Annotated in this window: 10 protein-coding genes; all 10 read left to right on the forward strand. The window is 67.2% G+C overall.

The features are described from left to right. Positions 1–54: 54 nt before the first annotated feature. The 10 genes from NU688_RS23955 (at position 55) to trpA (ending at position 12,178) form a co-directional block, all read left to right on the forward strand. The gene (locus NU688_RS23955) at positions 55–1,017 is read left to right on the forward strand and encodes a LysR substrate-binding domain-containing protein (protein WP_257863318.1); all 963 of its coding nucleotides are present in this window, start codon (positions 55–57) and stop codon (positions 1,015–1,017) included. Positions 1,018–1,054: 37 nt separating this feature from the next. Continuing rightward, complete coding sequence (gene leuC, locus NU688_RS23960) at positions 1,055–2,476, forward strand: 3-isopropylmalate dehydratase large subunit (protein ID WP_257863319.1); 1,422 nt, start codon at positions 1,055–1,057, stop codon at positions 2,474–2,476. A gap of 24 nt (positions 2,477–2,500) precedes the next feature. After that, positions 2,501–3,151: a 3-isopropylmalate dehydratase small subunit gene (leuD, locus tag NU688_RS23965; RefSeq protein ID WP_257863320.1), complete on the forward strand. Its 651-nt coding sequence runs from the start codon at positions 2,501–2,503 to the stop codon at positions 3,149–3,151. A 43-nt stretch (positions 3,152–3,194) separates the two neighbouring features. Next, entirely contained in the window at positions 3,195–4,283 is a 1,089-nt protein-coding gene (gene leuB, locus NU688_RS23970; RefSeq protein WP_257863321.1) for a 3-isopropylmalate dehydrogenase, read from the forward strand. Between the two features lie 90 nt (positions 4,284–4,373). Continuing rightward, a complete protein-coding gene (gene asd, locus NU688_RS23975; RefSeq protein WP_257863322.1) occupies positions 4,374–5,516 on the forward strand; it encodes an aspartate-semialdehyde dehydrogenase in 1,143 nt (380 codons plus the stop codon). 166 nt (positions 5,517–5,682) lie between these two features. Next, the gene (locus NU688_RS23980) at positions 5,683–8,448 is read left to right on the forward strand and encodes a FimV/HubP family polar landmark protein (protein ID WP_257863323.1); all 2,766 of its coding nucleotides are present in this window, start codon (positions 5,683–5,685) and stop codon (positions 8,446–8,448) included. A 30-nt stretch (positions 8,449–8,478) separates the two neighbouring features. Further along, a complete protein-coding gene (gene truA / locus NU688_RS23985; RefSeq protein ID WP_257863324.1) occupies positions 8,479–9,300 on the forward strand; it encodes a tRNA pseudouridine(38-40) synthase TruA in 822 nt (273 codons plus the stop codon). Next, positions 9,297–9,998, forward strand: coding sequence for a phosphoribosylanthranilate isomerase (locus NU688_RS23990; RefSeq protein ID WP_257863325.1), 702 nt, complete (start codon positions 9,297–9,299; stop codon positions 9,996–9,998). Before truA ends, NU688_RS23990 begins: the two co-directional genes overlap by 4 nt. Positions 9,999–10,046: 48 nt before the next feature. Next, on the forward strand, positions 10,047–11,333 hold the full coding sequence (gene trpB / locus NU688_RS23995; protein ID WP_257863326.1) for a tryptophan synthase subunit beta: 1,287 nt from the start codon (positions 10,047–10,049) through the stop codon (positions 11,331–11,333). Next, a complete protein-coding gene (gene trpA / locus NU688_RS24000; RefSeq protein ID WP_257863327.1) occupies positions 11,333–12,178 on the forward strand; it encodes a tryptophan synthase subunit alpha in 846 nt (281 codons plus the stop codon). Before trpB ends, trpA begins: the two co-directional genes overlap by 1 nt. Positions 12,179–12,206 lie beyond the last annotated feature (28 nt).

Consider the following 12,206-nt stretch of genomic DNA (forward strand, 5'->3'; position numbering starts at 1 on the left):
CCTGAAACAAGGAGAAAATAGCCCACTCATCGCCAGACGCGATGCCCAAGCCCCATGAGCACGTCCGAACGCAACTTTGCCCGCCGCATCGACCTCACGTCGTTGCAACTGTTCGTGGCCGTGTGCGAACTGGGCAGCATCGGGCGCGCGGCGGAGCGCGAATTCATCGCGGCTTCGGCCATCAGCAAACGGCTGTCGGACCTCGAGGCCACGCTCGGCACCACCCTGCTCTACCGCCACGCGCGCGGCGTCGACCTCACGCCGGCCGGCGAGAGCCTCTTGCACCACGCCCGCTCGGTGCTCTACAGCCTCGAGAAGATGCAGGGCGAGCTCAGCGAATACGCCGACGGCGTGCGCGGCCATGTGCGGGTGCACGCCAACATCTCGGCCATCGTGCAGTTCCTGCCTGAGGACCTGGGCGTGTTCACCCGGGCGCACGAGGCCATCAAGATCGACCTGGAGGAGCACCTGAGCAGCGAAGTGATCCGCGCGGTGCAGGAAGGCGCGGCCGACCTGGGCGTGTGCCATGTGGCGGGCGGCGCGGGTGAATTGCAGAGCCTCTCGTACCGGCACGACCGCCTCGCGCTGATCGTGCCCACGGGGCATGCGCTGGCGTCGCAAGGCGCCGTCGACTTCATCGACTCGCTGGACTTCGACCACGTCGGCCTGCACACCAACAGCTCGATCTACGTCGCGATGCACGAGGCGGCACTGGGCGCCGGGCGCAGCGTCAAGCTGCGCATCCACGTCACCGGCCTGGATGCCATGTGCCGGATGATCGAAAACGGCCTGGGCATCGGCGTGATGCCGCATCGCGCCTTCGAACTCATGCAGAACGGCATCGGCCGCGGCCTCGTGAGCGTGATGCTCAACGACGCCTGGGCGGCACGCGAGATCCGCCTGGTGGCGCGCGACTTCTCCACGCTGCCGGTGGCGGCGCGCACGCTGGTGAACCACCTGCACGCGGCGGCTGATTCGGCCGACGCCACCGAACCGCTCGCGGCCCGGGCCGCATAGACAGACAATCCATTTCCCCACGAAAGAAGAGACCGACATGGCACGCACGCTCTACGACAAGATCTGGGACGAACACGTCGTCCACACCGAGGAAGACGGCACCGCGATCCTCTACATCGACCGCCACCTGGTGCACGAAGTCACCAGCCCGCAAGCCTTCGAAGGCCTGCGCGAAGCGGGCCGCAAGCTCTGGCGCATCAGCTCGGTGGTGGCCACGGCCGACCACAACACGCCCACCACCGGCTGGGAGCGCGGCTACGAAGGCATCGCCGACCCGACCAGCAAGGAGCAGGTCACCACGCTGGACAAGAACATCGCCGAATTCGGCGCCGCCGCGTTCTTTCCGTTCCTGAGCAAGCGCCAGGGCATCGTGCACGTGATCGGCCCCGAATCGGGCGCGACGCTGCCGGGCATGACCGTGGTCTGCGGCGACTCGCACACCTCCACGCACGGCGCGTTCGGCGCGCTCGCGCACGGCATCGGCACCAGCGAGGTCGAACACGTGATGGCCACGCAGACGCTGCTGGGCAAGAAGGCGAAGAACATGCTGGTGAAGGTCGAAGGCAAGCTGCCTCTGGGCTGCACCGCCAAGGACATCGTGCTGGCCATCATCGGCAAGATCGGCACCGCCGGCGGCACGGGCTACACCATCGAGTTCGCGGGCTCTGCCATTCGCGATCTGAGCATGGAAGGCCGCATGACGGTCTGCAACATGGCCATCGAGGCTGGCGCACGCGCCGGGCTGGTGGCGGTCGACGAAAAGACCATCGGCTACATCAAGGGCCGTCCGCTCGCGCCCAGCGGCGTGGAATGGGACCAGGCCGTGACCTACTGGCGCACGCTGCAGTCCGACCCCGGTGCGGCCTTCGACGCCGTGGTCGAGCTCGACGCCGCGCAGATCCCGCCGCAGGTCACCTGGGGCACCTCGCCCGAGATGGTGGTCGACATCAACGGTCGTGTGCCCGATCCCGACAAGGAAAAGGACGCCAGCAAGCGCGGCGCCATCGAACGGGCGCTGGTCTACATGGGCCTGGAGCCGAACAAGGCGATGAACGACATCTTCATCGACAAGGTGTTCATCGGCTCGTGCACCAACAGCCGCATCGAGGACATGCGCGAAGCCGCCGCGGTCGTGAAGAAGCTCGGCCAGAAGGTCGCCAAGAACGTGAAGCTCGCGATGGTCGTGCCCGGCTCGGGCGTGGTGAAGGAACAGGCCGAGCGCGAAGGCCTCGACCTGATCTTCAAGGCCGCCGGTTTCGAATGGCGCGAGCCCGGCTGCTCGATGTGCCTTGCGATGAACGCCGACCGGCTGGAGCCCGGCGAGCGCTGCGCATCGACCTCGAACCGCAACTTCGAAGGCCGCCAGGGCGCCGGTGGCCGCACCCACCTCGTGAGCCCGGCCATGGCTGCCGCCGCCGCGGTGCACGGCCACTTCGTCGACGTGCGCACGTTTGCCTGATCTGGCCTGACCTGGAGACATCACATGCAGAAATTCACCGTACACAAGGGCCTCGTGGCCCCCATGGACCGCGAGAACGTCGACACCGACGCGATCATTCCGAAGCAGTTCCTCAAGTCGATCAAGAAGACCGGCTTCGGCGTGAACCTGTTCGACGAATGGCGCTACCTGGACGCCGGCTTTCCGGGCCAAGACCCGGCCAGCCGCAAGCCGAACCCCGACTTCGTGCTGAACCAGCCGCGCTACGCGGGCGCCTCGGTGCTGCTCGCGCGCAAGAACTTCGGCTGCGGCTCGTCGCGCGAACACGCGCCGTGGGCGCTGGACCAGTACGGCTTTCGCGCGATCATCGCGCCGAGCTATGCGGACATCTTCTTCAACAACAGCTTCAAGAACGGCCTGCTGCCGATCGTGCTGAGCGAAGCGCAAGTGGCGCAGCTGTTCGACGAGGCCCTCGCCTTCCCCGGCTACTCGCTGACCATCGACCTGGAGCGCCAGGTGGTCGTGAAGCCGGACGGCAGCGAGCTCGCGTTCGACGTGCAGGCCTTCCGCAAGTACTGCCTGATCAACGGACTGGACGACATCGGCCTCACGCTGCGCCACAAGGACAAGATCAAGGCCTTCGAGACCGAGCGCCTGGCGCAGAAGCCCTGGCTCGCGCACACGATGATCTCGTGATCGTTCACCGTATTTCTTCCGCATTCAAACCTCAGACCAACTTATGAAAATCGCAGTTCTCCCGGGTGACGGCATCGGCACCGAAATCGTGGCGGAAGCCGTCAAGGTGCTCGACGTGCTCGAGCTGAAGTTCGAGATGGAGTCGGCGCTCGTCGGCGGCGCGGCCTACGAGGCGCACGGCCACCCGCTGCCCGAAGCTACGCTCAAGCTCGCGAAGGAATCCGACGCGGTGCTGTTCGGCGCAGTCGGCGACTGGAAGTACGACAAGCTCGACCGGCCGCTGCGCCCCGAGCAGGCGATCCTGGGGCTGCGCAAGAACCTGGGTCTGTTCGCGAATTTCCGCCCGGCCATCTGCTACGAGCAACTGGTGGATGCCTCGAGCCTGAAGCCCGAGCTGATCGCGGGGTTGGACATCCTCATCATTCGCGAGCTGACCGGCGACATCTACTTTGGCCAGCCGCGCGGTCGCCGCACCGCGGTGGACGGGCATTTCCCGGGCGCGGAGGAAGCCTTCGACACGATGCGCTACTCGCGCCCCGAGGTCGAGCGCATCGCCCGCGTCGCCTTCGAAGCGGCCCGCAAGCGCAGCAAGCGCGTGACCAGCGTGGACAAGGCCAACGTGCTGGAGACCTTCCAGTTCTGGAAGGACATCGTGACCGAGGTCGGCAAGGAATACCCGGACGTCGAGCTCGACCACATGTACGTCGACAACGCGGCCATGCAGCTCGTGAAGGCGCCCAAGAAGTTCGACGTGGTCGTCACCGGCAACATGTTCGGCGACATCCTCTCGGACGAGGCCGCGATGCTCACCGGCTCCATCGGCATGCTGCCCTCGGCATCGCTCAATTCGAGCAACCAGGGCCTGTACGAGCCGAGCCACGGCAGCGCGCCTGACATTGCCGGTAAAGGGGTTGCCAATCCTTTGGCTACAATCCTGTCCGCTGCCATGATGCTCCGCTTTTCACTCAACCAACCCGAAGCTGCCGACCGTATCGAGTCGGCGGTCAAGGATGTGCTCGCCTCCGGCCTGCGCACGGGTGACATCTGGTCAGAAGGTACGAAGCGCGTCGGCACCCGCGAAATGGGCGACGCGGTCGTTGCAGCAATCACCAAAAAGACGATTACCGGCTAACCGCAGCCCGCTTCGTCACGCCCCTCCCCGGCTCGACGAGTCGGGGGCAAGAAAAGACAACTTCTTTCTTTTTCATAAGGGCAAACTGAAATGGCGAACGCATCTCAACCTCTGGTCGGCCTCGTAGGCTGGCGCGGCATGGTCGGCTCGGTCCTGATGGACCGCATGCAGGCCGAAGGCGACTTCGGTCTCATCGAGCCGGTCTTCTTCTCGACGTCCAACGCCGGCGGCAAGGCCCCGGCGATGGCCAAGAACGAAACCGCGCTGAAGGATGCGAACGACATCGACGCCCTGAAGAAGTGCGACATCGTCATCACCTGCCAGGGCGGCGACTACACCAGCGAAGTCTTCCCCAAGCTGCGCGCCGCCGGCTGGACCGGCCACTGGATCGACGCCGCCTCGACCCTGCGCATGCAGGACGACGCGGTCATCGTGCTGGACCCGGTCAACCTGCCGGTGATCCAGAACGCGCTCACCAATGGCGGCAAGAACTGGATCGGCGGCAACTGCACCGTGAGCTGCATGCTCATGGGCGTGGGCGCCCTCTACAAGGCCGGCCTGGTCGAGTGGATGACCAGCATGACCTACCAGGCAGCCTCGGGCGGCGGCGCGCAGCACATGCGCGAGCTGCTGACCCAGTTCGGCACCCTCAACACCGAAGTGCGCGCCCTGCTGGACGACCCAAAGTCGGCCATTCTCGAGATCGACCGCAAGGTGCTGCACAAGCAGCAGAACCTGAGCGCGGCCGAGACGGCCAACTTCGGCGCCCCGCTCGGTGGCTCGCTGATCCCCTGGATCGACAAGGACCTGGGCGACGGCATGTCGAAGGAAGAGTGGAAGGCCGGCGCCGAGACCAACAAGATCCTCGGCCAGGGCACGGGCTTCGGCACTGCCGCCGTGCCGGTCGACGGTTTCTGCGTGCGCATCGGCGCCATGCGCTGCCACAGCCAGGCGCTGACCTTCAAGCTCAAGAAGGACGTGCCCGTGGCCGACATCGAAGCGCTGATCGCCGCCGACAACCCCTGGGCCAGCGTGGTGCCCAACACCCGCGAAGCCACCCTGAAGGATCTGACGCCAGTGGCCGTGACCGGCACCATGAACATCCCGGTCGGCCGCATCCGCAAGCTGGCGATGGGACCCGAGTACGTCGGCGCCTTCACCATCGGCGACCAGTTGCTGTGGGGTGCCGCGGAACCGTTGCGCCGCATGCTGCGCATCCTGCTCGAAGCCTGATGCGGGTCGCTCAGGCCCTTGAATCCCGGATTGTTGCAATTTGGCAACGAAAAGTGTGTTCGTAAGTATGCGCGCACTGGGTAGAACAGGCGCATTGCCTTGTCAGCCCGGGGTGATGATGCTAACGTCCTCTTACAAATTCTGGGCCTGAGCCGCCCCTATCAGCATGACAAGACATCTGTTGCCCGCGGCCCGCCCATCGGCCGTTCGCCCCTCCCCGTCGTCCAGCGGTTGGCGCCTTTCCATCCTGGGTGCGGCCGCCGCCGTGGCCCTGGGAATGGCCGGCACCGATGCCAGCGCCTTCACGCTGGGACAACTGAAGGTGCAATCGGCGCTGGGCGAACCGCTGCGTGCCGAGATCGACGTGACCGAAATTGCCGCTGCCGAAGCGGACGGCCTGAAGATCAACATCGCCACCGCCGAAGCCTTCAAGAACGCAGGCATTCCCTACAACTCGGCATTGGGCGACGTCAAGGCGACGCTGCAACGCCGTGCGGGCGGCCAGTACGTGGTGCGCCTGAGCGGCAGCCGCCCGCTCAGCGACCCCTTCATCGACCTGCTGCTCGAAGCCAATGGCTCCTCGGGCCGCATCGTCCGCGACTACACCGTGCTGCTCGATCCGCCAGTCACGCGGCAGGCAGCGGCTCCGGTCGTGCCGATCGCCCCCCAGATCAGCACCCCGGTCGAGCGCCCTGCCGTTGCGGCAGCCCGCGCACGTCGCGAGCGTGCTGCGGCCGCCGCGTCTGCAGCGCCGCCGGTCGCCGCTGCGACTGCACCCGCAGCCCCGGCCCCAGCCCCCGAAGCGACAGCGGCAGCAACCGCCCCCCGCGCAGGCGGCGAACAAGTCACCGTGCAGCGCGGCGATACCGCCGGCAAGATTGCCGGTGCCCACAAGCCGGCCGACGTGTCCCTCGACCAGATGCTGGTCGCCCTGCTGCTCGCCAACCCCGATGCGTTCATCGGCGGCAACGTCAACCGCATCAAGGCAGGCGCCGTGCTCGAACTGCCGGGCGCCACCGAGGCGAGCGCCGTTCCCGCCGCCGAGGCACGCCGCACGGTCACCGCGCAGAGCCGCGACTTCGGCAACTACCGCCAGCGCCTTGCAGAAAATGTGCCGACGTCGAACGTCGCCGCCGCCAGCCGCAAGGCCTCGGGCAAGCTGCAAGCGAACGTCGAGGACCGCAATGCAGCGGCCAGCGCCCCCGACAAGCTCACGATTTCCCAAGGCAGTGCCTCCACCCGCGCAGCCGACGAAAAGGTCGCGCAGGCCCGCCAGGCACAGGAAAGCAGCAACCGCGTGGCGGAGCTGTCCAAGAACATCAACGAGCTGAACAAGCTCAAGGCGGGCACCGGCTCGTCGGCACCCGCCGCAGCGCCAGCGCCTGCCGCACCGGGCATCCCCGTTCCGACGCCTTCCACCAGCGCCACGACGTCGCCGCCGGTCGCCGCCAACCCGGCACCTGCGGTCGTTGTTCCTGCACCTGTGGCGGCACCCGCTCCCGCAGTGGCCGCCGCCGCACCGGCTGCTGCACCAACGCCTGAAGCGACGGCCGCACCCACGCCTGCGCCGGCAGCAGAACCCGCCGTCACGCCTCCGACCACCGAAGCCGCCGCAGTGCCCGCGGCAGCCGCCAGCGCCGCAGTCGCAGCGTCGACTCCCGCTCCGAAGCCGGTGGTCAAGGCCGCTCCGCCCCCGCCGCCGGAACGCGGCTTCTTCGAAGAACTGCTCGACAACCCGCTGATGCTCGGCGGCGCCGCGCTGATCGCGCTCCTGATCGGCTTCCTGCTGTACCGCGTGCTGGGCCGCCGGCGCGAGGAAATGAGCGAGAGCGTGTTCCTCGAGAGCCGCATCCCGAAGGACTCGTTCTTCGGCGCCAGCGGCGGCGAATCGGTCGACACCAAGCACCGCGGCGACTCCAGCGTTTCGTCGCTGTCTTACTCGCCGAGCCAGCTCGATGCGGGCGATGTCGACCCGGTCGCCGAGGCCGACGTCTACCTGGCCTACGGCCGCGACCTGCAGGCCGAGGAAATCCTGCGCGAAGCGCTGCGCCTGAACCCGGACCGCACCGCCATCCACCTCAAGCTGCTCGAGATCCACGCCAAGCGTCGCGACGTGCGTGCCTACGAAGGTCTGGCCACCGAAGTGCACAAGCTGACCGGCGGCTCGGGTTCCGACTGGAGCCGTGTGGTCGACATGGGCAAGGACCTGGATCCGGGCAACCCGCTGTACGAATCGGGCGCGCCGCGCAGCGCAAGCCAGGCCGAAACCGCCGCCTTCGCGGGCGCCCTGGCCTCCGCCGCCAAGCCGCCGGTCGCCGCAGTGCCGACGCCCGTTGCACCGCCGCCGATCGCCTCGGCCCCGCCGCCGGCCTTCGTGCCCTCGGTGGCACCGCTGGACTTCGACCTGGACCTGAGCCAACCGGTGCCGCTGGCACCGGCGCCAAGCCACGCACCGGTCGGCGCGAGCCTGCCGAAGTCGGCCTACGCACCCGCGCCGACGACGGCACGCCCCGCAGCGCCGCTGTCCAATGGCCATGCGACGCCGCCCGTCGATCTCGAAAACGATTTCGACACGGCGCCCGGTGCCCTGACGCCCAATACGCGCCCCTTGAACCTGAACGATGCGGACAACACGCGTCCGGCCATGCTGCGCAATGCGCTGCCTGCCGATTCGGGCTTCATCGAGTTCGACATGAGCGCACTGGCAGGCCTGCCGGCCCGCTCCAACGGTGCGTCCGAACCGGCACGCGCCACGAGCGCGCTCGACGACGAAGGCGAAGACAGCCCCCACGCCGTCAAGCTCTCGCTCGCACGCGAACTGCAAGCCATCGGCGACGTCGAAGGCGCCCGCTCGCTGGTCGAGGAAGTCGAAGCCGAAAGCGCCGGCGACCTCAAGTCGCAAGCCAAGCAACTGCTCGCGGAACTGCGCTGAGCCCTTGCTGTTGTTCCCGTTCCTGAATTCGTGAGGCTGGCGCTCGGCATCCGCTACAACGGCCAGGCGTACGAGGGCTGGCAGAGCCAGCGCTCGGGCCGCACGGTGCAGGACAAGCTCGAAGCGGCCCTCGCGAAATTCACCGCCAACCCGTCTGGTCGCATCGGCACGCTGTGCGCCGGCCGCACCGATGCCGGCGTGCACGCGCTGATGCAGGTGGTGCACCTCGACACCGAGGTAGAGCGCGAACCCTTCTCCTGGATGCGCGGCACCAACCGCTTCCTGCCCGACGACATCGCCGTGCAGTGGGCGCAGCCAGTGCCCGACGAATTCCATTGCCGTGCCAGTGCGCTGGCGCGCCGCTATCTCTACGTGTTGTCGCAATCGCCGGTGCGGCCGAGCCTCGATTCAGGCCGCGTCGGTTGGTCGATGCATCCGCTCGATGGCGATGCGATGCGCAAAGCCGCCGCGGTGCTCATCGGCACGCATGACTTCAGTTCGTTCCGCGCCTCGGCCTGCCAGGCCAAGTCGCCCGTGAAGAACCTGCGCCGCATCGAGATCACGCGGGTCGGTGAAGGCGAGCGCTGCCGCTGGCATTTCGAGTTCGAGGCCGACGCCTTCCTGCACCACATGATCCGCAACCTGATGGGCTGCCTCGTACGCATCGGCCGTGGTGACGAGCGGCCCGAATGGATCGCCGAGGTGCTCGAGGCCCGCAGCCGCAAAGTGGCGGCGCCCACCTTCTCCGCGGACGGCCTGTACTTCCTCGGCCCGTTGTACGACGCCAAGTGGGGTCTGCCGGCCGAAGCCACGCTGCAGGCCGGCGGTGCTCCTTATGATGGCCCGCCATGACGTCATCGCTTCCCCGCACCCGCATCAAGATCTGTGGCCTCACGCGTGAGGCCGACGTGGATGCGGCGGTCGAGGCCGGGGCCGATGCGATCGGCTTCGTGCTCTACGCAAAAAGCCCCCGTGCGATAGCGGTCGAACGCGCCGCCGAACTCGCCTCCCGCCTTCCCCCCTTCGTCACGCCAGTGCTCCTCTTCGTGAACGAGGATGCTCCCAAAGTCATAGCATCGCTCGCCCGTGTGAAGGGCGCCATCGCGCAGTTCCACGGCGAAGAGACGCCCGAACAGTGCGAGGAAGCCAGCGGCCCGGGGCGCTTTCGCTACATGCGCGCCGCCCGGATTCCGCTGGGGGCTGCCGGCGCCAGCTTCGACCTCGTAAAATACGCGTCCGATTACTCCCACGCCCAGGCCATCCTGCTCGACGCGCATGTCGAAGGTTATGGCGGTGGCGGCAAGGCTTTCGATTGGTCACTTCTTCCACCCGCCGTCGACGCTCACCTCGTCTTGAGTGGTGGGCTCACACCTGCAAACGTGAGCGATGGCATTCGCATCCTGCGGACGCGCTGCAAGACGCTGTCCGTTGATGTGAGCTCGGGCGTCGAAATCGACGGCCCGGGGAACAAGGGCCTGAAGGACGCCGGAAAGATCCGGCAATTCGTCGCAGCCGTCAGAGCGGCAGACGCCTCGTCCTTCTCCAGTTAGCCGCCGCACCCGATCGTCATTCGGGCTGCGGCCCAACGATCGAGAACCATGCAAAGCAAATTCCAGGATTACCAGCAACCCGACGCCACCGGCCACTTCGGCAACTACGGTGGCACCTTCGCGAGCGAAACGCTCACCCACGCCATCAACGAGCTGCGCGACGCGTACGCGAAGTACAAGGAAGACCCGGCGTTCCTCGCCGAATTCCACTACGAGCTCAAGCACTTCGTGGGCCGGCCCTCGCCGATCTACCACGCCGCACGCACCAGCCGCGAGATGGGCGGCGCGCAGATCTACCTCAAGCGCGAAGACCTCAACCACACCGGCGCCCACAAGATCAACAACGTGATCGGCCAGGCGATGCTCGCGCGACGCATGGGCAAGCCCCGCGTGATCGCCGAGACCGGCGCCGGCCAGCACGGCGTGGCCACCGCCACCATTTGCGCGCGCTACGGCCTCGAATGCGTGGTCTACATGGGCAGCCAGGACGTGAAGCGCCAGAGCCCCAACGTCTACCGCATGAACCTGCTCGGCGCGACCGTGGTGCCGGTCGAATCGGGCAGCAAGACGCTGAAGGACGCGCTCAACGAGGCGATGCGCGACTGGGTCACGAACGTGGAAAACACCTTCTACATCATCGGCACCGTGGCCGGCCCGCACCCTTATCCGACGATGGTGCGCGACTTCCAGAGCGTGATCGGCACCGAGTGCATCGACCAGATGCCCGCCATGCTCGCGGCCGACGGCATCACGGGCGAAGCGGAGGGCAAGCAGCCCGACGTGGTGGTCGCCTGCGTGGGCGGCGGCAGCAATGCGATCGGCATCTTCCACCCCTACATTCCGTTCGCCAACACCCGGCTCATCGGCGTGGAAGCGGCGGGCGAAGGCCTGGACAGCGGCAAGCACGCGGCCTCGATCCTGCGCGGCAGCCCCGGCGTGCTGCACGGCAACCGCACCTACCTGCTGCAGAACGAGGACGGCCAGATCACCGAGACCCACAGCATCAGCGCCGGCCTCGACTACCCCGGCGTCGGCCCCGAGCATGCGTACCTGGCCGACATCGGCCGTGCCGAGTACGTCGGCATCACCGACATCGAGGCGCTCGAAGCCTTCCACTACCTGTGTCGAACGGAGGGCATCATTCCCGCGCTCGAATCCAGCCATGCCGTGGCCTACGCACTGAAGCTTGTGAAAACCATGCGCCCGGACCAGTCGATCCTGGTGAATCTCTCGGGCCGCGGCGACAAGGACATCGGCACCGTGGCCGATCTGTCGGGTGTCGATTTCTACGACCGGCCCTCGATGCGCGGCCTGAGCGTGAAGGGAGGCAAGTGATGAGCCGCATTGCCGCCACCTTCAAGACGCTTCAATCGCAGGGCCGCAAGGCGCTGATTCCCTACGTCACCGCCGGCTTCCCCTTCGCCGACATCACGCCCGAGCTGATGCACGGCATGGTCGAGGCGGGCGCCGACGTGATCGAGTTGGGCGTGCCCTTCTCCGACCCGATGGCCGACGGTCCCGTGATCCAGAAGGCCGGCGAAGCCGCGCTGGCACTAGGCATCGGCATGAAGCAGGTGCTCGCCATCGTGGCCGCGTTCCGCCAGAAGGACACGACCACGCCGGTGGTGCTGATGGGTTATGCGAACCCGGTCGAGCGCTATGACCTCGTGCACGGCAAGCAGGCCTTCATCCGCGATGCGTCGGCAGCCGGCGTCGATGGCCTGCTGGTGGTCGACTACCCGCCCGAGGAATGCGAGGCCTTCGCCGCCGACCTGAAGGCCGCGAACATCGACCTGATCTTCCTGCTGGCGCCCACGAGCACCGACGAGCGCATGGCGCAGGTCGCGCGCATCGCGAGCGGCTACGTCTACTACGTGTCGCTCAAGGGCGTGACCGGCGCGGGCCACCTGGACACCGAAGCGGTCGGCCAGATGATCCCGCGCATCCGCCAGCATGTGAGCATCCCGGTCGGCGTGGGCTTCGGCATCCGCGACGCACGCACGGCGCAGGCGGTCGGTTCGGCGGCAGACGCCGTGGTCATCGGCACCAAGATCATCCAGCTGATCGACGGGCAACCGCGCGAGAAGGTGGTGCCCGCGGTGCGCGAATTCCTCGCCGGCATCCGCGAGGCGCTGGACGCCCTGCCGGCGGCTACCCCCAAGAATGCGGCTGGCCGATAATCTCGGTTGCCCTCACCCCAGCCCCTCT

It is taken from the genome of Variovorax sp. ZS18.2.2, assembly GCF_024701975.1.
Classification (GTDB): domain Bacteria; phylum Pseudomonadota; class Gammaproteobacteria; order Burkholderiales; family Burkholderiaceae_C; genus Variovorax.

What these genes read in the sequence shown, in the direction of transcription:
- trpB (WP_257863326.1), top strand. Translation starts at nt 10,047, where the DNA reads ATGCAAAGCAAATTCCAGGATTACCAGCAACCCGACGCCACCGGCCAC.
- NU688_RS23955 (WP_257863318.1), top strand. Translation starts at nt 55, where the DNA reads ATGAGCACGTCCGAACGCAACTTTGCCCGCCGCATCGACCTCACGTCG.
- asd (WP_257863322.1), top strand. Translation starts at nt 4,374, where the DNA reads ATGGCGAACGCATCTCAACCTCTGGTCGGCCTCGTAGGCTGGCGCGGC.
- leuD (WP_257863320.1), top strand. Translation starts at nt 2,501, where the DNA reads ATGCAGAAATTCACCGTACACAAGGGCCTCGTGGCCCCCATGGACCGC.
- trpA (WP_257863327.1), top strand. Translation starts at nt 11,333, where the DNA reads ATGAGCCGCATTGCCGCCACCTTCAAGACGCTTCAATCGCAGGGCCGC.
- NU688_RS23980 (WP_257863323.1), top strand. Translation starts at nt 5,683, where the DNA reads ATGACAAGACATCTGTTGCCCGCGGCCCGCCCATCGGCCGTTCGCCCC.
- leuB (WP_257863321.1), top strand. Translation starts at nt 3,195, where the DNA reads ATGAAAATCGCAGTTCTCCCGGGTGACGGCATCGGCACCGAAATCGTG.
- leuC (WP_257863319.1), top strand. Translation starts at nt 1,055, where the DNA reads ATGGCACGCACGCTCTACGACAAGATCTGGGACGAACACGTCGTCCAC.
- NU688_RS23990 (WP_257863325.1), top strand. Translation starts at nt 9,297, where the DNA reads ATGACGTCATCGCTTCCCCGCACCCGCATCAAGATCTGTGGCCTCACG.